This window comes from Pandoraea apista (assembly GCF_001465595.2).
GTDB classification, from domain to species: domain Bacteria; phylum Pseudomonadota; class Gammaproteobacteria; order Burkholderiales; family Burkholderiaceae; genus Pandoraea; species Pandoraea apista.
The window spans coordinates 5,323,518-5,347,864 of sequence record NZ_CP013481.2 but is presented as its reverse complement, the minus strand read 5'-3'; the positions used below and the strand labels follow the sequence as shown (position 1 = coordinate 5,347,864).

Genomic DNA, 24,347 nt, shown 5'->3' with positions numbered 1-24,347 from the left:
CCCGCACAGGCAGCGGCGTGCCGTTACGCCTTACGCCCGATCAGCTTCCGTAACGGGCGGTATGTCGCGCGGGCTGCGGTGCCGACAGGTTGGCAATCATGGCGCGCGCTTCCTGCACGTCGGCGAGCGTTTCACCGCCCTTGAGCGCGTCGAGCGCCTCGCGCAGCAGCCGTACCCGTTCGTCGTCGCCCGGCGCGTTGCCGCCACTCAGCCGCAGCAAGCTGAGCGCAGCGCGCAACGTGAGCATTGGCGAAGCCTGCGCCCTTGCGATCTGCAATGCTTGCTCGAGCCAGGGGCGTACTGCGTCGTCGGGATGATGACCGGCGCGCAGGAAGTCGCCCTTCTGCCGCAGGAACTCGGCTTGCCAGTGGGCGTCGCTGCGACGCGCCGCCACATGCGCACCACGCTCGGCGGCGTGCAGCCCGAGCGCGATGTCACCAGTGCCCGCGCAGGCTTCCACGAGCAGACCGAAGAAAATGCCTTCGACTCCGCCCATGATTTCGCTCAGCCTGCCCACGCTGTCGGTAATGCGCTCCAGGCCACTCACGTCGCCGCGAGAGGCGAGTGCCCAGCCGCGAATCGTTTGTCCGGCGAGCGCCCAGAGTGCCACGCCCGTCTCCATTGCCACTTCGGATGCTTCGCTCGCCAGTGCCTCGGCGGGTGCGACTTCGCGGCGCAATCGTCGCAACAAAGCCGCAAACACGAGGGCGAACGAGAAAGAGTAGCGACGGCCTTGCTGGCGTCCCATCGCCAGCGCTTCTTCGCTGGCGGCCAGCGATGCGTCGTGGCGGCCGGTGAACCAGTAGGCCCACGAGAGGAACGACAGCCCCGTGATGCGGGCGTCTTCCCCAAGCCCGGTATCGGCGTGTTCGGGCCGGTAATACGAGAGGCCGGTCTCCAGGGCAGTCACTGCGCCGCCGAAGTCGCCGTAGCAGCACAGGCTGTTGCCCAGCGCGTAGTACGCGTGCGCGAGCAGCGGTGCGGCATCGGCCTGTTCCGCGATGAGGATGAGTTTGCGCGCCAGCTCGACACTGCGGTCGAAGTCGCTCCACGAACTGGAGCCGAGCCAAAGTCCCCAATAGACCGGGAACAACGCGATGTCGTCGCCCATCGGCTGTGCGAGGGCGAGCGCCGTTTCAAAGTTGTGACGCGCCGGCTCCGAGCCGTACCCGTGCAAAGCGACGAGCGGCACGCCAAGCGCCATGCGCAGTGCCAATTCCTGCTGCGCAATCTGGGTACTGGAGCCCGTTTGTCGCAAGACGTCCAGTGCGCTTTGGTAGTGGGCACACGCTTCACGGAAGGCCTGGCGGCCCGTGGCGTATTCGCCGGCAAGACGGTAGTGCTCGATCGCCGCTTCCGGCTCGTCGGCCTGCCGGAAATGCCAGGCGAGCACTTCGGGCTCGGTCTGCACGGCCAACGCGTCGTGCTCGCGCATGGCGAGCGCAATCCGCCGGTGGGCATCCTGACGGCGCTCCTGCGGTTGCGCGTCGTACGCGGCTTTGTGCAGCAGCGCGTGACGGAAGACGTAACGGCCGTTGTCCTGACGTTGCACGAGGGCGCAGGCGACCAGCGTGTCGAGCGCGCGCTCGACCAGGGTCATCGAACGTCCGCTCGCGACGGCGAGTACGTCGGCCTGAAACTCGGGGCCGAGGCACGACGCAAAGTGAGCCACCGGCTTGGCGCTGCCTGCGGCGTCGATGCGCGCCATCATCAATTCCTGAAGGCTGGCCGGCATCGGCATGACGCCAGCGGGGCCACGTCCGCCTTGTTGCGCGGCGGTGGCGCGTGCCAGCTCTTGCAGGAACAGCGGGACCCCCTCGGCGAGATGCACGATGCGCTCGCGCATGGCCGCCGGCAGGGCAACTCGCGGTGTCGCGGCGCGCACGATGGAGGCGGCTGCGCCCGCGTCGAGCGGTGCCAGATCGATGCGGCGCAAGCTCGCCGTGTGATGCCAGGGCAACTCGAACTCGGGGCGGGCGCAGACGATCAACAGACGGCCGGCCGGCGGATTCTCGGCCATGAGCGCGAGCAATTCCTGCGTAGACGGATCGGCCCAGTGAGCGTCGTCGAGCATGAGTACGCCGCCATCGGGCAGCAGCGCGGCGAGCAGCGCAGGCGCTTCGTCGAGCACGGCCTGCTTCCACGCGTGCGGCACATTGCCGTCGGCGTGCATGTCGAACAACGCGCGCAGACGCCGATGAGCGAGCAGGGCGGGTTGCGGGAGTTGCGAGGCGTCGGCGGCGGACTGCGTGCGCAGCCAGCGGGCGATCGGATGGAAAGGCGTGCCCGCGCCGTCTTGTGCGCAGGCCAGATCGATCGCACGCAGTCCGCGTGTCTCAATGAAGTGACGCACGAGCGCCGACTTGCCAATACCGGCCTCGCCGATCACCAGCGCAAGCATGCCCTGAGCGGTGCTGGCGTCGCGCATGGCCGAGTGAGCGCAGGACAGTTCGGCCAGTACCGCATCGCGGCCGAAGAGCATGGCTGCGCGGCGGCGCGACCGGCGCTCCGGCGTCGGGTCGGGATTGACGCGGAATACCGAGATATCTCGATTCGCATGGCGCTCGCGCACCGTGCCGTGAGGCGTGGTCGCGATGGCAACGCCGATGAGGCGTTGCGTGGCGTCGCAGATGACGACTTCGCCGGGGAGCGCCATGTCGGCCAGTTGCGTGGCGGATCGTGAGACGCGTCCGCCCGTGTCGGGGCTGTCGTCGGCGACCGAACTGATGACGAGTCCAGTGTGAACGCCCGCACCGATGCCCACGCGCGCCGTGCTTGCCTGCACGCAACGCATGGCAGCTTCGACCGCGTGCCGGCCGGCGCCCTCCAGTGCGGTGGGATAGCCGAAATAGCCGAGCAGGCCACCTGTCGGTGTGCGCATCGTGTAACCCCACGACTGGCGCAGGATCGTTTCGCACTGCACGAGGGGCGGACGCATCATGCCTACGAGCTGATCGGGATCGTCGATGCCGTTGGGCGCGAATTCAATGGCCACGACCGTCAGTTGGCGACGCTCGGGCCCCGTGGCGCGTTGTTCCATGCGCGCGGGAGGTGTTTCGAGCAACTGCGTGAGGGCGGCACCGGGCATCTCCCCGAGCTCTTCGCGCAGCACATCGCACAGGCGGCGGTATTCGGTTTCGGCTTCATCGCGACGCCCGGCTCGCAACAGCAGCGCGAGCAGGCAATGCCAGCCCGATTCGTCGAACGGCGCGAGCGCCACGAGCTGTCGCGCGTGAGCCAGCGCCTGATCGAGGTCGCCCAAGCGGGCGTAACCGTCCGCGAGCAGCCGCTCGCCAAAGACACGGCGGCGCTGGTATTCCTCGCGTTGCAGCTCGATCCATTGTTCGAGATCGGGGGTGTCGCGGACCGACAGGCCGTGCAGGAAGGGGCCCTGGTAAAGGGCTACGGCGTCGGCGAGATGCTGGAGGTTGGCCGCCAGATCGAGTCCCGTAACGCCGTCGAGCGTGCGATTCGCCTGTTCGATCATGCTCGCGAAAACGTGCGCGTCGATCCACAGGCCTGTTTCGGGACGCAGGCGCACGACCTGACGATCGGACTCGAAAAGTTCGTCGCCGAGCGTATCGCGCAGGTGAAAGAGCATGCGCTTGAGTTTGTCGCGACCGCCCTGGCCGTCTTCATCCGGCCAGAACAGGTCGGCGAGCGCGCCGCGCGTGTGATAGCCCGGTTGCAGGGCGAGATAGGCCAACAGCCCGCGCGCTTTCGTGTACTTCACGGCGCAGGCCTGTTTGCCTTGTTCGACCCGCATCGGACCCAGCAGGTAGAGCGATCTGGTGGCTTGCATTGTCCCTGGACGGCGAATAGGCATCACCGGCGCACACTTTCGGGTGTTGCACCGGCGTCGCGAATTTCATGATGTCGTCAAGCCAGACCGACGCTTCCGGAAGGCAGCAAACGCTGCCGTCGGCGCCTAGTCGGCAATCTGGCGAGACGCCAAGGCCGTTCCGGGGGGGCTCCGGCCGAATGCTTCAGGTATTACATGCCGAAGTATAAACATGTGTATGAATTCCGTCGGGAATACCTGAGAGATTCGCACGATATTGTGGGAATTACGCCATGGTGGCGCTTTCCTGCCCGATCGGCCGTTCTCCTGATCAAGCCACCGAATCTGCCGCCCGGTCCGCCGCTCAGCCAGGCGGCTGCCAGAGGGTGGCGTCAGCGGCGTCGACCCGCCTGGGCAGCAGCCCCGCCTGCGTGAAGACGTCGGCAATGCGCTGCTGCTCGGCAAGGGCGTCGCGCACCACCGGCTGTACGTCGTAGCTGCGCCGCTTATTGGCGGCCTCGACCGTCGTGGCGTCCAGCCCCCAAATGGGGGCGAGCTGCGCCGCGGCGTCGCGCGGGTTGGCGCGTACCCATTGTCCTGTCTCGCGCAATGTCCGATAAACCTCGCGAAGCACGGTGTCGTGATCGCGGGCGAACGCGGGCGTTGCAAGGTAATAGCGTTGGTAGCCTGCGAGGCCCCTCGCGCTCGTTAGCGTGCGTACCTTGTCCTGACGCTCCACACTCGCCAGGAACGGGTCCCACGTTACCCAGGCGTCAACGTTGCCGCTGGCGAACGCGGCACGTCCGTCGGCCGGAGTGAGGTAAGCGGGTTGCACGTCGTTGATACGCAAACCGACGCTTTGCAATGCCGCGATCAGCAGGTAATGCACGCCGGCGCCCTTGGTGACGGCAATGCGCTTGCCCTTGAGATCCGCCAGCGTTTTGATCGGTGAGTTTTGCGGCACGAGGATCGCTTCGGCGTCGGGCGACGGCGTTTCGCGGGCGACATAGGCGATGCGCGCCCCCGCAGCCTGCGCGAACACCGGCACTGTGTCGGCCACGTCGGCCGAGAAGTCGATGCTTCCGACGTTCAGCGCCTCGAGCAGCGGCAGCCCGCTCGTGAACTCATGCCATGTGAGCGAGACGTTGAGCGGTGCAAGTGCCTGCGCCAGCGTGCCGCGCGCCTTGGCGAGCACGATGAGTGTCGACGATTTCTGATAGCCGATGCGCAACGTAATCGGCGTGGCGGCGGCGCGGGCCTTGTCGCTGAGCGCCAATGCACCCGCTGCGCCGAAGGTATGAATGGCGCCGCCAGCCAGCATCGCCGTACCGGCGCGCCGAAGAAAGCGGCGGCGCTGCGGATGTTGTGGGGCGGTCTCGGAGGCGTGACGCGCCTGAGCGGTCTGGCGGGAATCGATCTGACGGGGCATGGCGAGGCAAGAGGGTTGGCTGTAACGGCCGTGATGGCGGTGAAGACGCGTCGCAAGCGCCGCGTCAGCTAGTGAAATCCTCTTGTATCGCGATGTCCGTCACCCGCGCCAATAAGCGATTCGTCTTTGCATAGGGAGGCAGACGTCATATCGATATGATGCAGGCCGGGTTGCCAGTCTCGCCAGTCGAAACCGACGGCGCCCGCAAAAGAGCCCCGATTTGCTCAAAAGTTGCGCAACCGTTGCGCCGGTGACTATAGGGAAAACCCTTGTATTGAATCGTCGTTGGGCGCGAATACCGATTCAGTGTCGACGAAGCAATCGTCGTGCTTTCATCACCTTACCGATCCAACGCACCGAATTGGTGCCGTTGTATTACGGCGTGTTACAAAAATCTTATGAATTTCAGTGGGTTACCGTAAATTCGGTGTCTTGTAATGAAAATCATTCCTATTTATATTCGCGGCCCATGTCGAGAGTGACGACCGGGCACGACAAGGCAGCGAATGTTCCGGGGCGTCGTTCGTCGGCGTGAGTTCCGCATGTCTCAGACCTCACTTCTGAGTCCGATAACGAAGCATTTCAAAACCGATCATGATGCAACGCAAGCCGCTCGCCCTGGCAATGATGGCGCTCTTCGCCACGCCGCTCGCCGTCACCTACGCCTCGCCTGCGGTGGCGCAGAGCATGGACACGGCGCAACCTCAGGGCGCGCAGCAAAGCGCGGCACCGGCCGCTACGCCACCCGCTGCGCTGCCGCAGACGGAGGTATCCGGCACGTCGATTCGCGACGAGTATCAGCGTGACATGTCGACCGTCGGCGGCAAGATTCCCACGGCGATTCGCGACATTCCGCAGTCGGTCACGGTCATCGACAAGGCCGTGATGCAGGCGCAGGGCGCGACTTCGTTTGCCGACGCACTGCGCAATTCGCCGGCCATCACCATCGGTGGCGCAGAGGGCGGGCAGATCGGCAACAACATCAACTTGCGCGGCTTCTCGGCGCGCACCGACATCTATCTCGACGGGTTCCGCGATCGCGGCCAGTACTATCGCGACACGTTCTATCTCGACTCCATCGAAGTGCTGGAAGGCCCTTCGTCAATGCTGTTCGGTCGCGGTTCGACCGGCGGCGTGATCAATCAGGTGAGCAAGCAGGCGAATCTCAAGCCGCTCAACGAAGTCTCCGGCACCGTGGGCACGAACGACCGGTATCGCGGCTCGTTCGACTTCAACCATCCGCTCTCGGACACCGCCGCCTTCCGGATCAATGGCTTTGCGCAGGACATTCACACCACGCGCGACGTCATGAACAATCAGGACTGGGGTGTTGCGCCGACCCTCAAGCTGGGCATCGGTACGCCCACGCAGATCACGCTCTCGGCGCTGATTGAACATAACCGCGACATGCCGGATTACGGCACCGTCGGGTATAACGGCCACCCATTGCCGATCTCGAGGAATCAGTTCTACGGTCTGACGACCGATCGCACGGTGCAGGACGTGACGAGTTTCTCGGCGAAGATCGAGCACAAGGTCGACGACAGCCTGAAGATCTCGAACCAGACGCAATACAGCCGCTACGTCATCGACGCTGTTGAAACGTCGTCGCACGCGGTGGGCGTGCCTAACGGCACGGGGGGCTTCACCACGCTGCCCACTGGCGCCACGGCGGGCATTCCGTCGTATTCGCTCGACCAGCTCTGGGTGCAGTTGCAGAGTCATGACCGGAAAATCACCGACACGTCGCTGTTCAACCAGACCGACGTGGTGAAAACGTTCTCGACGGGGCCGTTTAAGCACACGCTGATCGCCGGCGCGGAACTTGGGCGCGACACCTACGAGAACCAGGCGTATTTGCGCACCGGCGCGGGCCAGGCGTCGGGCATGCTTGGCTGGATTCCGGCCGACAGTACGGCGTACTACTCGAATCTGCCGAACGTGACCACCAGCGTCGGCAATCTGGCGCAGGGCTCGGCGGAGACGGTGGCGTTCTACGCGAACGACACCATCGAGTTGAACAAGCAGTGGAAGATCGTGGGCGGTTTGCGCTGGGACCGATATAAAGCGCAGCTATCGAACACCATCAACGCGCCGGGTTACGCGACACAAACCGTCAACTACACCAGCGTGCGCACTGGTGTGATCTATCAGCCGAGCGAGGCGCAGTCGTACTACTTCTCCTACGGCACGTCGTTCAACCCGTCGCTCGAAACGCTCACCGTCACCAACAACACGCAGGCGTTGCCGCCCGAGACGAACCAGTCGTTCGAAGTCGGCAGCAAGTGGAATCTGTTCGACGACAATCTGTCGATCAACACCGCGCTGTTCCAGGTCACGCAAAACAATTCGCGCACGCAGACGGGCACCTCCGGCGAGTACACGGACGCAGGCAAGGTGCGCATTCGCGGGGCGGAAGTGAGCGCCACGGGCCACATCACGTCGAACTGGCAGCTGATGGGGGGCTACATGCTCCTGAACTCGCAGGTCGTGCAAGCGAACGACGGTACGCAGGGCAACGTGCTTGCGAACACGCCGCGTCATTCGCTTACGCTATGGTCGACTTACACGCTGGGCCACTGGGAAGTGGGCGGCGGCATGAACTACATGTCGATGCGCTATGCGGCCAACACGAATCTGATTCGCGTGGGCGGCTACACTCGCTGGGACGCCACCATTGCCTACCATCAGCCGAAGTACGACATCCGCTTCAACCTGCTCAACGTGTTCAACAAGAACTACTTCGACGCACTGATTCCGTCCGACGGCGGGCGCGCCGCGCCGGGTATCGGTCGCACGGCGCTGCTCACGGGCACGTATCGCTTCTGACGGGAGGGGGCGCACACGGCGCGGCCGCCGAGCGAGCGCTCGTACGGCACGCCATCGCGCTTCGCAAAATACCGCACAATACGAGGCGCGAGCGGGCCTGACTGTGGTACCGCCGCGCTCGCGCCGTACGCCTTTTCGAGAGATGCCGCCCATGTTGCTCCGAATTCCGAATATCCTCAGCAGCGATCAGGTTCGCTGGGTTCGCGCCAAACTCGACAACGCGGGCGACGCCTGGGTCGACGGACTCGCCACGGCGGGCTATTCGGGTGCCCCCGTCAAACAGAATCAACAGATCGACGAGCGTTCGGCCGTTGCCCGCGAGTTGGGCGACGTGATTCTCGGCGCGCTCGAACGCCATCCGTTATTCATCAGCGCCGCATTGCCGAACAAGGTCTACGCACCAATGTTCAACCGCTACGGCGAGGGCATGCATTTCGGCAATCACGTTGATGGCGCGATCCGTTTGCAGCCGGGCAGCGGTATGCGCATTCGCACCGACATTTCGGCCACCCTCTTTCTCGCTTCCCCTGACGAATACGACGGCGGCGAACTGGTGATCGAAGATCAATACGGGGCGCATCAGGTGAAGCTGGCGGCAGGCGAGATGGTTCTGTATCCGGCGACCAGTCTGCATCGTGTGAACCCCATCACCCGCGGCGCGCGGGTCGGGTGCTTCTTCTGGGTGCAGAGCCTCGTGAGAGACGACACGCAACGCACGCTGCTGTTCGACATGGACAACGCGATTCAGCGGCTCAACGCAACGGACGCGGACGAGACCGCGCGCCGCACGCTGGTCGGCACTTATCACAACTTGCTGCGCCTCTGGAGCGAGACCTGATCGCTGGGATGCGCATCTGCCAAGCCCAGCGCCGCGATAAAAAACGCCCGGCCCTGCATGGTTGCAGGGACCGGGCGTTTCACGACAAGCCGGGCAATTTTCCCCGGCGGCGCTGGCCTCGCGCTTATTGAGCCTGACCGGCCGGTGTTTGCGCTGCCGGTGCGCCTTTGTGCATCTGGCTGCGACGCTGCATCGCCTTCTCGTGCCAGGCCTTCATTTTGGCCCAGCGCGCCTTGATAGCGTTGCTCACAATGGTCTTCTGATCGTTGTTCAGCCCGTTGTACACGTTCAGCCAAGCATCTTCCGTCTGGCTGCGAAGCTGGCGGTTCTGATCGAATACCTTCTCGCGCGCGGCGCGCATGCCGGACAGGTCGAGGACTTGTTGATCCTTCGCCTGAGCGATCATCTGACGGAACTGCTCGCCGTTCTTACGCATGGCGTCGCGGTTCTGCTTCGACGTATTTACGGCCTGCTGCCAGGCTTGCTCTTGCTGCGCGTCGAGCTTCAACTGATCGTGCAGCTTGCGAATGTCACCGAGCCCCCAGGGACCGTGGTCGCCGCGCATATGGTGCATTGCGGCGTGCGGACCCGTGGCCGGCGCAGTGGCGTCTGCGGCATGGGCGACGCCGAGCATCGAGGTGGCGACGAGGACTGCCGACGCGGCGGCGATCTTCAGTTTGCGCATGGTGTTGACTCCTGTTGATACTGCCGGAATTGGCAGTTTCAGAGTAAGTCACCGCTACGCCGAACAGGTTGCAAAGTGCAACTGCCGTATTACCCCGCATTACCAATGCCCGCGTATGCAACATTCCGAAACGACTCGGCCCGCCCTCGCCGGTTGTCGACAAGGGCGGGCCGTCAGGACTATCAACGCTGCAATGCGCGCGACGCCCGCTTGCCGGACTGGGGCGCCGATCAGTCCCAGGCGCCGCGGCCGCCGGACACGCTGTAGCGGCCGGCACCGAAGAGAATCACGCACAGGCCGGTGAGCAGATAGAAGCCTTGCAGCTCCAGCGCCCATCCGCCAGTCTTCGAGAGGTCGCCCAGTTGGCTCAGATGAACCAGCGAGAAGGCAACGAGCATGTTGGCCACGACCAGCAGGCCACCCAGACGGGTGAGCACGCCGAGAATCAGCAGCACCGGGGCGAGCACTTCGCCCAGGTAGGCGCCGTAGGCGAGAAAGCTCGGCAGGCCATGTGACGTGATCATGCCCTCGATGAAGCCCACGCCGTTGATCACTTTGCTGACGCCGTGAAACAGCAGGAGGATGCCGAGGGTGAGGCGCAAGATCAGTTTGCCGAGATCGTCTTTGGTGCTCTGCATAGTGAAGGCTCCTTCTTGACTCGCGTGTTCGCGTATAGGTACCGACAGGTAACGGGGTGGCACGCTGCCGTGGCAGGGCGTACCGGCCAAATGGGCACCACTGTATCAAATCGTTACGGCGCTGTCTGCGACTGTCTGAACGATTTCAACGGCATAGCTTGGGCCGGGCTCGGTATGGAGATTACAAGCCGTTACTTTTCGGACTACCCGGTTACACGAAGGCTGTCGGCGCAGCTTGGGCGCGCTTCGTTAATCCGCATAAGGACACGGACATTCGCTGGCAATTCCCCCAACGGTTCCGATCCCGCAGGTTCCCCGAACACGTATCTATCTCATCGCGTTCGGATATTTCGAAAGCACAGCCCAAGTCAATAAGGATTCCATCATGAACGTTCGTAAAACTCTGATTCTGAGCGCCGTGACCGTTGCGCTCGGCGGTGTGTTCGCCTCGCAGGCATTTGCGCAAAGCACCAGTACCGAGACGGCGCGCGATATCAATCAGCAACAGCGCATCGAGAACGGGCTGAAGAGCGGTCAGCTCACGACCAAGGAAGCGTCGAGCCTCGAGAAGGGCGAGGCGAAAATCGACCGTATGCAAGCGCACGCCGATCGCACGGGGGACACGGCCGCCGAGAAGGCGCGAATTGCCAACGCGCAGAACAAGGAGAGCGCGAAGATCGATCAGCTCAAGCATAACGGCCGGGTGGCGAATCCCACCTCGAAGTCCTCGGAGCGCATGCAGGCCGATGTGCAGCGCAACGTCAATCAGGAAAAGCGTATCGCGCAGGGGCAAGCGGCCGGTACGTTGAATAATCGTCAGGTCGGCAGCCTTGAGCGCGGTCAGGCCCATGTCGACGCCGCCGAAGCGCGTGCAGCCGGGAACGGTCATGTGAGCAACGGCGAGCAAGCCGGTATCCAGCACCGCGAAAACCATCAGAGCCAGCGGATTCATCACGACAAGACGAACGGATGAGTCGCCGCTGACAGCAGATCACGGGCATGACCTCAGCGCCACCCTTTGCCGGGTGGCGCTGTTGTTTTGGGGCTATCATCGGCGTCACCACAACGTTGGAGGAGGCTCAGGATGGAGCTGGTGCAAGCGCAGAAGATGCTCGACGAACTCGTCTCGCCGTGGGTGCGGCAACTCAATTTGCAAGTCGAGGCGACCGGACCGGAACAAAGCGAACTGCGATTGCCGTTCGACGCGGCGTTCAAACACGGTGGCGGTGTCATCTGCGGGCAGGTGTTCATGGCGGTGGCCGACACCGCCATGGTGGTGGCGCTCTCGGCGGCACTCGGGGGCTTTCAGCCCATGACGACCGTTACGCTGAACACGCAGTTCATGCGTCCGGTGACCGAGGGCGATTTGCGCGTGGTGGCGCGGATTTTGCGTCGCGGCAAGAATCTGGTGTTCGGCGAGATCGAGATTCTCGATGCGTCGGGCAAGATGGCCGTGCACGCCACGACCACCTACGCACTGCTTTGAACGTGCCGGCGCGGCGTTCAGCGCCGATAGGCCGATACCAACGAGGGAGAGACAGGTGTTCGATCAGATCGTATTCGCCGGGGGCGGTAACCGCTGCTGGTGGCAGGCCGGATTCTGGGAGCGGGTGGTGCGCGAGGTGCCGCTGCGCCCCCGCGTTATCACCGGGATATCGGCCGGGGCGGCCACGGCGTGCATGCTGCAAATGCGCGCGTCGGACTGGGTGATGGACTATTACCGGCAGGCGCTTTCGAGCAACCGCAAGAACGCGTACTGGGGCAACCTGCTGCGCCGTGAGCGGGTGTTTCCGCATTACCGTATCTATCGGCAGGCGTTGCTCGACATCTATGACGGCCAACTCGACAAACTTGCCGCGGGACCGGAGATTCGGGTGGGCGTGTCGCACATCCCGCGCTGGCTCGGGCCGCGTACGGCCACCGTGGCGGGGCTGATGGCGTACAACATCGATAAGCATATTCGCCGTACCCTGCATCCGACGCTCGCCCGGCGACTCGGTTTTACGCCCGAATTCGTGCGTGCGCAGGATTGCCGGTCCACCGAAGCGCTGGCCGATCTGATGCTGCAATCGTCATGCACGCCGCCTTTCACGCCGATTCTCCGACGTGGCGGACGGGCGGTGCTCGACGGCGGCATGGTCGACAATGTGCCAGTCGATGCGCTCGACGCCACGCCCGGTCAGGTGCTGGTGCTGGTTACGCGATGCTATCCGCGTCCGCAGATTTTCACCCGGCACCATGCCGGGCAGGACCGGCTGTATGTGCAGCCGTCCGTACCCGTACCGATTTCCAGTTGGGATTACACGCGCCCCGACATGATGGGCCCGGCATACGCACTGGGCCGCAAAGACGGCGAAACGTTCCTGCGCCATCTGGAGACGATGAAGCCGGTTCGCCTCCCGGCGGTGTGATCGGCGCGCTGGTGTAACGATGCGCTGAGATTAGCGGCCGAAACCGAGCAATGCTGCCGGGTTCGCGACGTGGGCGCGGTCGCCGTTCAGGAAGTCGACGATGTTCTGGAACGCCACGCGGAAATACAGTTCGTAGCTTTCCCGCTCGACATAGCCAATGTGCGGCGTGCACACGCAATTCTCCAGACGCAGCAGCGGGTTGCCTTGCAGAATCGGCTCGCTCTCGAAGACATCGATGGCCGCCATGCCCGGACGACCGCGATTGAGCGCCGTGATGAGCGCGTTTTCTTCCACCAGTTCCGCCCGGCTCGTGTTCACGAACAGCGCGGTCTGCTTCATTTGCAGCAGATCTTCAAGCTTGACGAGATGGCGCGTCTCGTCGTTCAGGCGCAGATGCAGCGACAGCACATCGCTTTGCGTGAAGAGTTCTTCCTTGCTGTTCGCCACGCGCAGGCCGTCGGCCGCGGCGGCCTCGCGCGAACCCTCCCGGCCCCACACCATGACCTCCATGCCGAACGCGCGGCCATAGCCCGCAACGAGGCGGCCGATCTTGCCGTAGCCCCAGAGGCCGAGCGTCTGGCCGCGCAGGACCTGACCCAGACCGAAGTTCGGCGGCATGCTCGACGACTTCAGGCCCGATTGCTGCCAGGCACCGTGCTTGAGACTGGAGACGTATTGCGGAATGCGGCGCTGGGCGGCCATGATCAGCGCCCAGGTGAGTTCGGCCGGTGCGATGGGCGAGCCCACGCCTTCGAGCACAGCCACGCCACGGGCGGTGCAGGCGTCGATGTCGATGTGATTGCCGGCGCGCCCCGTCTGGCTGATGATTCGCAGCCGCGGCAGTTTGTCGATGAGTTGCGCTGTGATGGCGGTGCGTTCGCGTATCAGCACGAGCACTTCGGCTTCGCCGACGCGGGCGGTGAGTTGCCCGACGCCTTTGACCGTGTTGTTGAAGACCTTAACGTCATGACCGGCCAGCAGGGAGAAGCAGTCGAGCTTGCGAACGGCGTCCTGATAGTCGTCGAGAATGGCAATTTTCATGGCAAAACGTAATCGAATCGGCGCGGACAGGCAGGCCCTGCGCAGACGGAACAATTGTCGGAGGCCGCCGCACTGGCGGGTGTTCTGGTCGATGACACGCACGGCGTCTATCGGGCAAATCCCCCGCCGGCCTTGTTGCGACGCAGCACCGGCGCGATTTGCGCGGTGGTATGCTGACGCCTCGTTTTGCATAGTATGGCAGGTGTCCTGGCAACCATGGCGAAACCGCCTCAACACGATGGCAAAAAATCGAATCCACCCCGCAAACGCAAGTCGGACCTGGTGAACGAGACGCTTGAAGCGCACGAATCGGTGCGCGTGTTGCCCCCTGCCTTCCTGCGTGTGTTCTCGCGTGCGCCGAAAGTCGCACAACACGCTCCGTCCTTCACGCGGCCCGAGCCCGCGAGCGCCAGGATGTCCGGCGCCCGCAGCCATTGCCGGGGCATTTCCGCCCGTCCGGTATCCCCAACCGGATGGGCCGCCCGGCGATTCGAGGTGCCCGCACAACGGACGCCCGTCGTCCGCATCGATTTTCCGACTCTGCATGGAGACAACCCCCATGACGCAAGCCAGTGTGGGCGCTAGTGCGCTCAACGCCTCCTCCTCGTCCAACGTCGCCACTCGTGATCTGCCCACCTGGGTGCGTCACCGCAAGCTGATCGACTGGGTATCGCATATCGCGGCGATCACCCAGCCCGAGCGTGTCGTCTGGTGCGACGGCTCGCAGGAGGAATACGACCGTCTGTGCGAACAGATGGTGGCCGCCGGCACGATGAAGCGGCTCAACCCCGCCAAGCGGCCGAACTCGTTCCTCGCGCTGTCCGATCCGTCGGACGTGGCGCGTGTGGAAGACCGCACGTTCATCTGCAGCGAAAAGCGCGAAGACGCCGGCCCGACCAATCATTGGATCGATCCGCGCGAAATGCGCACCACGCTCGACGGCCTGTTCACCGGCTGCATGCGCGGCCGCACGATGTACGTCGTGCCGTTCTCGATGGGGCCGCTCGGCTCGCCTATCGCCCACATTGGCGTGGAGCTGTCCGACACGCCATACGTGGCCGTGAACATGCGCATCATGACGCGCATGGGCCGCGCGGTGTACGACGTGCTTGGCACCGACGGCGAGTTCGTACCGTGCGTGCATACGGTCGGCAAACCGCTCGCCGCCGGCGAGAAGGACGTGGCGTGGCCGTGCAACGACACGAAGTACATCGTCCATTTCCCGGAAACGCGTGAGATCTGGAGTTACGGCTCCGGCTACGGCGGCAACGCGCTGCTGGGCAAGAAGTGCTTTGCGCTGCGCATCGCGTCGAAGATGGGGCGTGACGAAGGCTGGCTGGCCGAGCACATGCTGATCCTCGGCGTGACGTCGCCGGAGGGCAAGAAATACCATGTTGCTGCGGCATTCCCGTCGGCATGCGGCAAGACCAACTTCGCCATGTTGATTCCGCCGAAGGGCTTCGAGGGCTGGAAGGTCGAAACCATCGGCGACGACATCGCGTGGATCAAGCCGGGTCGCGACGGCCGTCTGTACGCGATCAACCCGGAAGCCGGCTTCTTCGGCGTGGCTCCGGGTACGAGCGAGAAGACCAACCCGAACGCGCTGGCGACGCTTGGCGAGAACGTCATTTTCACCAACGTGGCGCTGACCGACGATGGCGACGTGTGGTGGGAAGGCCTTACCGATACGCCGCCCGCGCATCTGATCGACTGGCAAGGCAAGGACTGGACACCGGAGAGCGCCAAAGCGACGGGCCGCAAGGCAGCACATCCGAACTCACGTTTCACGGCGCCGGCTTCGCAGTGCCCGTCGATCGACGCCGACTGGGAAAATCCGGCCGGTGTGGCGATCGACGCGTTTATCTTCGGCGGGCGCCGTTCGACGACCGTGCCGCTGGTAACGGAAGCGCGCGACTGGACCGAAGGCGTGTATATGGCCGCGACGATGGGCTCGGAGACGACCGCAGCGGCGGCAGGCCAGCAGGGTGTGGTGCGACGCGACCCGTTCGCCATGTTGCCGTTCTGCGGTTACAACATGAGCGACTACTTCCAGCACTGGCTCGACACCGGCGCGCATCTCGAGAAGGCGGGCGCGAAGCTGCCGAAGATCTACTGCGTGAACTGGTTCCGCAAGGGCGCAGACGGCAAATTCGTGTGGCCGGGCTTCGGCGAGAACATGCGTGTGCTGGCGTGGATGCTCGGCCGTATCGACGGCACGGCGCAGGGGGTGGAGAACGCGTTCGGTATCACGCCGCGTTACGAGGATCTGAACTGGAACGGCCTGTCGTTCACGCCGGCGCAGTTCGACGACGTGACGTCGATGGACCCGGCTGCATGGCATGAAGAGCTGAAGCTGCATACCGAATTGTTCGACACGCTCAAGCATCACTTGCCCCAGGCGCTGCTCGACACGAAGGCCGATATCGAACGTCGTCTGAAGTCGTGATTCGCGTTTGACGGCTGACATGGCGATGCGCTGATCGCGCGCCGTCGCCAGCCTCGCAGCCAGCACCCTCGGGGTGCGTAAAACGATCCCGCCGAGGGAAACTTCGGTGGGATTTTTTTATTCCCTTGTGATCCTTCCGAAAGCTGCGCCGAGCAAGCGTTTAGCCGGTTTTCGAAAGGGCTCCGGTGCTAGCATTTCCCCTGTCGTTCGAGTGTTCGATTCGGACGCCAAATGTAGTTTATGAACACGCGGAGGGGCTGATGCATATGATGCTGATTGAAGGGATGGATGAACCGATGATGAGATCGATTCGATCGCGTGCGGCGTTGCATGGCGGAACACCTGAGGAGGAAGTGTTGACGATTCTGGACAACGTGGCGCGCAGACCGGGGATTTTTCCAATGCCGGAGTGGAGATATACAACCCCCTTTCTGCATTGATCCCGTGAGAAGCGGCCGATAGCGGCCGTATTACAACCGATTCTCCACCGCGAATTTGATCAACTCCGCTTGCCCTTCTATGCCGAGCTTTCGCTTGATATTGAGTCGATGGGTTTCTACGGTCCGTACCGACAGATCCATCTCCGTCGCAATTTGCTTGTTGGCCAGGCCTCGGGCAATGCGCGACAGGATTTCGCGTTCGCGGGGCGTGAGCGAATCGATGGGCGCGTGCGATGTCGACGCCTGTACCACGCGCGCAGCGATGGCGGCGCTGTAGTACGCATCGCCTCGGGCCACGCGTTCGATGGCGGTCACGATTTCGTGCGCCGGGGCGTCTTTGAGCACGTAGCCGCGCGCGCCGGCCCGCACCGCCTGACGCACGTACTCGGCGTTGTCGTGCATCGAAAGAATCAACACGGCGATGTGCGGAAACTGCTCGCGAAATTGCGCCGTCAGTTCGATGCCGTTCGTGCCGCGCATGCTGATGTCCATCAACGCGAGATCTGGTGACGATGTCTTGGCGCGCGTGAGCGCTTCCTGCGCGTTGCCCGCTTCTCCCACGACTTGAAGATTGGGAGAGGCATCGAAACGGGCGCGTAGTCCGTCGCGGACAAGCGGGTGATCGTCGATCAGCAGCAATCGGATAGGGGGAGCTTGCGTCATTTGCGTGATGTTGCACGAAGCGCCGCTTTTACGGCGGCAGGCGTGAGGGGCACCCACGCGCTGATGGTGGTGAGGCCAGGCCACGACTGAATACCCAGCACACCGCCCACGGCATCGAGACGCTCGCGCATATTGCGCAGGCCAATGCCATGGCGAGGATCGTGGTGCACGTCGGATACGTCGAAACCGCGTCCGTCGTCGGCAATCGACAAATGAATGCCGTCGGATTTGAAGATCAGCAGGATCGAGACACGCGAAGCCTGCGCATGGCGCTCGATGTTGGTCAGCGCCTCCTGGGCGATGCGGTAGAGCATTGTCTTGATATTGTCGTCCAGCACAGGCGCCTCGCCTTCGACGCTCATCTCGACAGGCAGACCGGCGTGCGAACCGAACTCCCGCGCGAGCTGATCGATGGCGGCCGCCAGACCGAGATCGTCGAGCATGGCCGGGCGCAACGCCTGCGAGATACGTCGGACTTCGCCGAGCGTACCGTTTAACCGGTCGATGGCGACACCGAGTGTGGTGCTGGCCGCGGCGGGTGAGCCCGGCAGGCGCATCGACGCCGACTCCAGCAGCAGCTTGACCGACACGAGGAGCTGGCTAATGCCGTCGTGCAACTCGCGCGAGATACGTGATCGCTCCAGTTCCTGCGACTCCACAACCTGCCGCGCCAGTTGACGCAGCTTCGCGTCGGCGGTCTTGAGCTCGGTGATGTTCACGACAAGTCCGCACAGGCCCACGATGGCCAGGCAGGACGACGCGATGAGCGTGATCCAGATCAGCGTGCGGTCGATGTTCGACTGCGCCCGGTCGTCAGACTCACGCAGCGTGGCTTCGACATCGTCGAGATAGATGCCGGTGCCGATCATCCAGTTCCAGCGCGGCAGAGCGATCACGTAACCCAGCTTCGGGGTCATTTGCTGGAGAGACGGCTTCTCCCACGCGTACTGCACGTAGCCACCACCGGCGCGTGCCGCGGCGATCAGGCGTTGAATCGTGGGGGCCCCCGACTCATCCTTGAGTGACCAAAGATTGTGGCCGACAAGTTCGGGCTGACGCGGGTGCATCAGGCTGCGGCCTTCGAGGTCGTAGACGAAGAAGTAGCCGTCTTTGCCGAACTCCATGCGTGCAAGGGTGGCGAGGGCCTGTTCGCGAGCGGCGGGGGTGTCGGGGCCGTCATACAACGGCTCGATGGCGTTGCGTGCAAGACCCACGTAATGCAGCAGCTCGGCCCGCTTGTTGGCCAGCGACGTGGTCTGCACGGCGTCGTGCTGCGCGCGCGAAAGCTCATTGCCTTGGTGTCGCACGGCCAGCGCAATGGCGACCATCGCCAATGCGACCGGCAACAAGGCCAGAACGAAAAATTTCTGTCGGAGATTCATGACATTCGAAAAGCCAGCAATGCCGTGTTTTACAGCATCGCGCTACGTAGTAGCACGTAGCGGTCCTGCGTAGTTTCGCGCTTGTGGCGCGATGGGCAAACGCCAATACTACACGCCGAATCGTGGCCGGGGCTGCCCAGCGCCGCTTGCGTGCGTCTCGCAAGCATCTCGCAAGTGTTGCGCAGGTTCGAATGCCCGTATGTCCGCATGCGGCGTCTTCGCGCAATGTCACCGGCTCTCGCTGTGCGCAGACCCCCGAAAGAGGGGTGTTCGCAGTGAGCCACGTTTCGAGGCGTCTCGATGACGCCGCACCAAGAGGCGGGACAGCGCTGCAATGGCGCCGTCCCGGGTTGCTGCCCACAGGAGGCAGTTCCGAGGAGAGACAATGAATCGCATCTGGCAACAACTGCCCTGGGCAGCGGTCGCCATCGTCGGCGCGTGCGCGCTGGGTACGGTGGCACTCTCGCGCGGCGAAACCGTCAGCGCACTCTGGATCGTGATCGCAGCTATCTGCGTTTATCTGATCGCTTATCGCTTCTACAGCAAGTTCATCGCCACGCGAGTGGCGCAGCTCGATGGCTCGCGCATGACACCGGCCTGGCGTCACAACGACGGGCTCGACTACGTGCCGACCAACCGCTACGTGTTGTTCGGTCACCATTTCGCCGCGATTGCCGGTGCGGGGCCGCTCGTGGGCCCCGTGCTCGCCGCGCAGATGGGCTATCTGCCGGGCATGCTGTGGATTCTAGCCGGGGTGGTGTTTGCCGGCGCGGTGCAGGACTTCATGGTGCTGTTCATCTCCACGCGTCGCGACGGCCGTTCGCTTGGCGATCTCGTGAAGTCCGAACTCGGCATGATCCCCGGCGTGATCGCATTGTTCGGCGCGTTCCTCATCATGATCATCATTCTCGCGGTGCTGGCGCTGATCGTGGTCAAGGCGCTCACGGGCTCGCCGTGGGGCACGTTTACCGTCGGGCTGACGATTCCGATCGCGCTCTTCATGGGCATCTACACGCGCTTCATTCGCCCGGGCCGCATAGGCGAAGTATCGATCATCGGCTTTGTAATGCTCATGGCCGCGATCTACTTCGGTCAGAGCGTGCACGATAGCGCCGCGCTCGCGCCACTGTTCACGTTCGACGGCAAGCAACTCACCTGGATGCTGATCGGCTACGGCTTCGTCGCGTCCGTGTTGCCGGTGTGGCTGCTGCTCGCGCCGCGCGATTATCTGTCGACGTTCCTGAAGATTGGCACGATTCTGGCGCTCGCCATCGGTATTCTGGTGGTCGCGCCCGAGCTGAAGATGCCTGCGCTCACGCAGTTTGTCGACGGCAGCGGCCCGGTCTGGTCGGGCAAGCTGTTCCCGTTCCTTTTCATCACGATCGCGTGCGGTGCCGTCTCCGGCTTCCACGCGCTGATCTCGTCGGGCACCACGCCCAAGCTGCTCGATAACGAAGTCAACGCGCGCTTCATCGGCTACGGCGGCATGCTGATGGAATCGTTCGTGGCCATCATGGCGCTGGTCGCTGCATCTGTGATCGACCCGGGCGTGTACTTCGCGATGAACAGCCCGGCCGCCGTGATCGGCACGACGCCGGAAGCCGTGGCGCAAGTGGTCTCGGGCTGGGGCTTCTCCATTACGCCCGAGGTGCTGAGCGCCACCGCTCACGCCGTCGGCGAGAACACGATCATTTCCCGTGCCGGTGGCGCACCGACGCTGGCCGTCGGCATGGCCCACATCCTGCATCAGGTCGTGGGCGGCGAAGCGATGATGGCGTTCTGGTACCACTTCGCGATTCTGTTCGAGGCACTGTTCATTCTGACGGCCGTTGATGCCGGCACGCGCGCAGGCCGCTTCATGCTCCAGGACTTGCTCGGCACATTTGTGCCGTCGCTCAAGCGTACCGAGTCGCTGCCGGCCAATCTGATTGCTACGGCGCTTTGCGTCGCGGCGTGGGGTTACTTCCTCTATCAGGGTGTGGTCGATCCGCTGGGTGGCATCAACACGCTGTGGCCACTGTTCGGTATCTCCAACCAGATGCTGGCGGCGATTGCGCTGATTCTCGCAACCTGCGTGCTCTTCAAGCTCAAGCGTGAGCGCTTCGCCTGGGTGACGATCCTGCCGACCCTGTGGCTGCTCGCCTGCACGCTCACGGCCGGATGGCAGAAGATGTTCGATCCGGACCCGAAGGTCGGCTTCCTCGCCCACGCAGCGAAGTATCAGGCGGCGCTCGCCGACGGCAAGCTGCTCGCGCCGGCCAAGTCGGTGGCGCAGATGCAGCAGATCGTGTTCAACGATTACGTGGATGCCACGCTCGCCGGTGTCTTCATGTTCGTGGTGGTGGCGGTGGCGTTCTTCGGCCTGCGCACCATCCTCGAGGCGCGCCGGGCCAACAAGCCGACAGCTCGTGAAACGCCGTTCGAGCCGATGCCGGCGGGACGTCAGGTCTGAGGCCCGGGAGACCGCCATGCTCGATGAAGTCGGTAGGGTCGGCCGGTATCTCGGACAGGCCATGCGCCTGATGGTCGGCTTGCCCGACTACGAGACGTACGTGGCGCACATGCGTGCCACGCACCCGGATCAGGAGGCTATGAGTTATGAGGCCTTCTTCCGCGAGCGGCAGGAGGCGCGTTACGGTGGCAAAAGCGGCGGACGCTGCTGCTAGTGCCTCGAGAGCATTGCAGTCTGTCCAGCGGCAATGAAAACGCCCGGTGGGATATCCACCGGGCGTTTCTTTTTGCGGCGGTAACGACGTGGCGGCTACATGACCTTCGCACAGCGAGCGTTTGCGGCGCTGCGGCGGTAACCGTCGAAAACCTGCGCCACGACACGTACCAGCAAACGCCCCGCTGGCAGGATGCGCAACCCGTGAGCGTCGATGGCTACGAGCCCGTCGGCTGCCAGATCGGCCAACTCGCCCAGTTCTGTCGCAAAGTAGGCCACGAAATCGATGCCGTACGCTCGCTCGATGGACGCGAAGTTCAGCGACATATCGCACATCACCCGCGTAATGACATCACGCCGGATGTGGTCGTCTTCATCGAGGCGCACGCCGCGAGTGATCGCGAGGCCGCCTGCGTCGATGGCTTCGTAGTAGGTCTTCAGCGTTTTGGCGTTTTGCGCGTAGCTGTCGCCCACGCGGCCAATGGCCGACATGCCGACGCCGACGAGGTCGCAATCCGCGCGCGTGCTATACCCCTGAAAGTTGCGATGCAGCGTGCCGGCGGCTTGGGCGCGCGCCAGTTCGTCGTCCGGCCGGGCGAAGTGGTCCATGCCGATATAGACATAGCCCGCGGCCGTCAGCCGGGCGATGATCGTCTGCAAGAGTGCCAGCTTTTGCGGACCATCCGGCAGATTGTCGGGCAGGCAACGCTGCATTTTGAACTGCTGCGGCAGGTGCGCGTAGCTAAACACCGACAGGCGCTCCGGCGCCATTTCGATCACGGCATCCAACGTGTTGGAGAACGACTCGGGGGTCTGATGCGGCAAGCCGTAGATCAAGTCGAAGTTGACCGACCGGAAGCCACAGCGCCTCGCGGCGTCGAGCGTGGCTTCGACCAGCGCACGCGGTTGTACGCGGTGGATGGCTTCCTGAACGCGGGGATCGAAATCCTGCACGCCGATGGACAGGCGATTGAATCCCAGCGCACGCAAGGCGCGAATCGATGCCGGGCCCGCGCTGCGGGGATCGATCTCGATGGAGTATTCGGCACTGTCGTCGGAGGTCATCACGAACTGACGGCCGATGGCGTCGATGAGCGAGGTGATCTGCTCCAGCGAGAGGAAGGTGGGCGTGCCGCCGCCCCAATGCATCTGCGCGAGCGTGCGACCCGCTCCGAGCAGCGCCGCTTGACGCGTAATCTCCGCGTGCAACCGCTCGACATAGGCATCGGCGTGAGCGCGATTGTGAGTCACGACTTTAGTGCATGCGCAGTAGAAGCATACGGTGTCGCAGAACGGCACGTGCAGGTAGAGCGAGAGTGGCTTGCCAGTGCGTTTGGATTGGGCCGCCGCGCGCGCGTAGTCGCTGATGTCGAAGTCGTCGCGGAATTGCAGCGCTGTCGGATACGATGTGTAACGCGGCCCGTTGACGTCATATCGGGCGAGGAGCCGTGCGTCGAAGTGAATGGGGGCCGTCGGGGTGGCGGGGGCCGGTTGGCGTGTCGGGGGGGCCGCGCACTGCGATTGTCCGTGGCCGTCAGTCGGCGCGCGCGAGGTGCAGCCAGGGCAGCGCGAACCGGTGCGCGATTCGCCAGTCGCCGTGAGGTTGGCACAAGGCGTCGATGAAAGGGGGAGGGGGCTCATGACGAAGCTTGTAACGATAGGTGATATTCGACTGTAGCCTTGTGGTGAACGCGGCGCCCTGACCTGCATCAAACCTTCCGCTGGCAGTCGGGAATCCGAGCGCGGCAAGCGTGTTCGCCGATGAAGAGGATTGAACGGTGACGTTTGGCGCAGATGGCATGACGATGGTGCGTATTTGCTACGCAGGTCGCGTGCTCAAATCGTTGCCGCGTCAAGCAATTTTTGGCCGTCTACGGTAAGCTAGCGGCTTATTGAAGTCCCCCCGCCGTGTCGACACCCTTGGCGGCACGCGCGCGGCTCTCCCGAATCGGTTCGGGGTGGCGTCCGGCCGGTGCCTGCGGGTATCTACAGTGCCGGTGAATCACCGGTTCGCCCATACTCGTCATCGCCTGAACGACGCGGCACATCACGATTGGAAAGAACATGGACCGACTGCAATCGATGCGCGTTTTCGTCAAAGTGGCCGACAACGGGAGTTTTGCCCGTACGGCTGCCCAGATGGATCTGTCCGCCGCCGTGGTCACGCGCCACGTCGCGGAACTGGAATCGCATCTCGGCGTTCGTCTTCTCAACCGCACCACGCGCAGCCTGTCGCTGACCGGCGCCGGGCAGGTGTATCTCGAACGCTGCCGGCAAATTCTCGACGAAGTCGACGAGGCCGATGCCCTCATCTCCAGCGCATCGCGTGATCCGAAGGGCACCTTGAAGGTGGTAGCGCCAGTCTCCTTCGGTTTGCGAAACCTCGCCCCGCTGGTCAAGAAATATCAGGAGATGCACCCGAAGGTGGTGGTCGACCTTACGCTGACCGATCGCGCGATCGATCTGGTGGAAGAAGGCTACGACTGCGGCATTTTGTTGACCCGCATGATCAACAGCGAAAGCCTGATCTCGCGTGTGCTCGCCGAAACGCGCGTGATGCTGTGCGCATCGCCCGCTTATATTGCCGAACATGGCGAGCCGGTGACGCCGCAGGAACTGGGCGAGCACGGCGTGCTGGGCCTGCCCAACGACTTCTGGAGCGACGACCGCGTGTTCTCCGGCCCGGACGGCGAAGTGCGCGTGCGGGTGCAGAACAAGTTCATTTGCAACAACACGGCATTGCTGCGCCAGTCGGTGCTGCTCGGACACGGCATTGCATTCCTGCCGTCGTATCTCGTCGGTAACGATGTTCGTGACGGCGATCTCGTTGCGTTGCTGCGCAACTTCTCGCAAACACCGGTCGATGTCTCGCTCGTCTACCCAAGCCGTAAGTACCTGTCGGCCAAGACGCGTGGTTTCATCGATCTGACGGTCGAATATTTCCGTCAGAACGAAGGTATTTCTGCTGCCGAACGCTGGGTGCCGCCCAAGCTCCCGTCGCCGACCACGCCGAACGCCGAAATTCAGGTCTGATTGAGTTTGCACCGCCAGATGGCAAAACGGCCACGCCCGTGAGGGAGTGGCCGTTTTTCATTGCCC

General features: G+C 63.5%; 19 protein-coding genes. 10 read left to right on the top strand and 9 right to left on the bottom strand.

Translation table 11 applies throughout. The features are described from left to right. Positions 1–40: 40 nt before the first annotated feature. Positions 41–3,802 carry a BTAD domain-containing putative transcriptional regulator gene (locus tag AT395_RS24185; protein WP_042113850.1) on the bottom strand — a complete coding sequence of 1,254 codons (3,762 nt, stop codon included), beginning with the start codon at positions 3,800–3,802 and terminating at the stop codon, positions 41–43. A 343-nt stretch (positions 3,803–4,145) separates the two neighbouring features. Continuing rightward, complete coding sequence (locus AT395_RS24180; RefSeq protein ID WP_042113853.1) at positions 4,146–5,102, bottom strand: aliphatic sulfonate ABC transporter substrate-binding protein; 957 nt, start codon at positions 5,100–5,102, stop codon at positions 4,146–4,148. Between the two features lie 702 nt (positions 5,103–5,804). Between AT395_RS24180 and AT395_RS24175 the strand changes: the two genes are divergently transcribed. Together AT395_RS24175 and AT395_RS24170 are read left to right on the top strand one after the other, a co-directional pair. Next, on the top strand, positions 5,805–8,039 hold the full coding sequence (locus tag AT395_RS24175) for a TonB-dependent receptor (protein WP_048628480.1): 2,235 nt from the start codon (positions 5,805–5,807) through the stop codon (positions 8,037–8,039). Between the two features lie 151 nt (positions 8,040–8,190). Beyond that, on the top strand, positions 8,191–8,877 hold the full coding sequence (locus AT395_RS24170) for a Fe2+-dependent dioxygenase (RefSeq protein WP_042117652.1): 687 nt from the start codon (positions 8,191–8,193) through the stop codon (positions 8,875–8,877). Between the two features lie 124 nt (positions 8,878–9,001). Here the strand turns inward: AT395_RS24170 and AT395_RS24165 are convergent, their stop codons facing one another. Beyond that, positions 9,002–9,562 (bottom strand): Spy/CpxP family protein refolding chaperone, encoded by a 561-nt coding sequence (locus tag AT395_RS24165; protein WP_042113858.1) that lies wholly within the window; start codon positions 9,560–9,562, stop codon positions 9,002–9,004. Positions 9,563–9,792: 230 nt separating this feature from the next. Next, positions 9,793–10,200, bottom strand: coding sequence for a DoxX family protein (locus tag AT395_RS24160; protein ID WP_042113861.1), 408 nt, complete (start codon positions 10,198–10,200; stop codon positions 9,793–9,795). A gap of 385 nt (positions 10,201–10,585) precedes the next feature. On the opposite strand from AT395_RS24160, the gene AT395_RS24155 reads away from it, so the two are divergent. From AT395_RS24155 to AT395_RS24145, 3 genes are all read left to right on the top strand, one after another. Further along, positions 10,586–11,173, top strand: a complete 588-nt coding sequence (locus AT395_RS24155) for a hypothetical protein (protein ID WP_042113864.1) — start codon at positions 10,586–10,588, stop codon at positions 11,171–11,173. A gap of 111 nt (positions 11,174–11,284) precedes the next feature. Beyond that, positions 11,285–11,686, top strand: a complete 402-nt coding sequence (locus AT395_RS24150; protein ID WP_042113866.1) for a PaaI family thioesterase — start codon at positions 11,285–11,287, stop codon at positions 11,684–11,686. Between the two features lie 55 nt (positions 11,687–11,741). After that, positions 11,742–12,611 carry a patatin-like phospholipase family protein gene (locus tag AT395_RS24145; RefSeq protein ID WP_048628481.1) on the top strand — a complete coding sequence of 290 codons (870 nt, stop codon included), beginning with the start codon at positions 11,742–11,744 and terminating at the stop codon, positions 12,609–12,611. Positions 12,612–12,641: 30 nt separating this feature from the next. Here AT395_RS24145 and AT395_RS24140 read toward each other — a convergent pair whose 3' ends face one another. Then, complete coding sequence (locus AT395_RS24140) at positions 12,642–13,652, bottom strand: D-2-hydroxyacid dehydrogenase family protein (RefSeq protein WP_042113870.1); 1,011 nt, start codon at positions 13,650–13,652, stop codon at positions 12,642–12,644. Positions 13,653–14,211: 559 nt separating this feature from the next. Here AT395_RS24140 and AT395_RS24135 point away from each other — a divergent pair. Both AT395_RS24135 and AT395_RS25765 read left to right on the top strand, forming a co-directional pair. Then, positions 14,212–16,098 (top strand): phosphoenolpyruvate carboxykinase (GTP), encoded by a 1,887-nt coding sequence (locus AT395_RS24135; RefSeq protein ID WP_231606094.1) that lies wholly within the window; start codon positions 14,212–14,214, stop codon positions 16,096–16,098. A gap of 260 nt (positions 16,099–16,358) precedes the next feature. Further along, positions 16,359–16,538, top strand: a complete 180-nt coding sequence (locus AT395_RS25765; RefSeq protein ID WP_048628482.1) for a hypothetical protein — start codon at positions 16,359–16,361, stop codon at positions 16,536–16,538. 30 nt (positions 16,539–16,568) lie between these two features. On the opposite strand, the gene AT395_RS24130 is transcribed toward AT395_RS25765, so the two are convergent. Together AT395_RS24130 and AT395_RS24125 are read right to left on the bottom strand one after the other, a co-directional pair. Then, complete coding sequence (locus AT395_RS24130; protein ID WP_042113874.1) at positions 16,569–17,201, bottom strand: response regulator; 633 nt, start codon at positions 17,199–17,201, stop codon at positions 16,569–16,571. Then, positions 17,198–18,583, bottom strand: coding sequence for a cache domain-containing protein (locus tag AT395_RS24125; protein WP_042113876.1), 1,386 nt, complete (start codon positions 18,581–18,583; stop codon positions 17,198–17,200). The genes AT395_RS24130 and AT395_RS24125 overlap by 4 nt, the downstream gene beginning before the upstream one ends. Before the next feature lie 385 nt (positions 18,584–18,968). Between AT395_RS24125 and AT395_RS24120 the strand changes: the two genes are divergently transcribed. Together AT395_RS24120 and AT395_RS24115 are read left to right on the top strand one after the other, a co-directional pair. Beyond that, positions 18,969–21,035: a carbon starvation CstA family protein gene (locus tag AT395_RS24120; protein ID WP_042113878.1), complete on the top strand. Its 2,067-nt coding sequence runs from the start codon at positions 18,969–18,971 to the stop codon at positions 21,033–21,035. Between the two features lie 16 nt (positions 21,036–21,051). Then, complete coding sequence (locus AT395_RS24115; RefSeq protein WP_048628483.1) at positions 21,052–21,249, top strand: YbdD/YjiX family protein; 198 nt, start codon at positions 21,052–21,054, stop codon at positions 21,247–21,249. 95 nt (positions 21,250–21,344) lie between these two features. On the opposite strand, the gene hemN is transcribed toward AT395_RS24115, so the two are convergent. Further along, positions 21,345–22,889 carry an oxygen-independent coproporphyrinogen III oxidase gene (hemN, locus tag AT395_RS24110; RefSeq protein WP_231586168.1) on the bottom strand — a complete coding sequence of 515 codons (1,545 nt, stop codon included), beginning with the start codon at positions 22,887–22,889 and terminating at the stop codon, positions 21,345–21,347. A 248-nt stretch (positions 22,890–23,137) separates the two neighbouring features. Continuing rightward, positions 23,138–23,314: a hypothetical protein gene (locus tag AT395_RS25760; RefSeq protein WP_156181587.1), complete on the bottom strand. Its 177-nt coding sequence runs from the start codon at positions 23,312–23,314 to the stop codon at positions 23,138–23,140. Here AT395_RS25760 and AT395_RS24105 point away from each other — a divergent pair. Next, positions 23,313–24,281: a LysR family transcriptional regulator gene (locus AT395_RS24105; protein ID WP_052765462.1), complete on the top strand. Its 969-nt coding sequence runs from the start codon at positions 23,313–23,315 to the stop codon at positions 24,279–24,281. The genes AT395_RS25760 and AT395_RS24105 overlap by 2 nt on opposite strands. Positions 24,282–24,347: the final 66 nt, after the last annotated feature.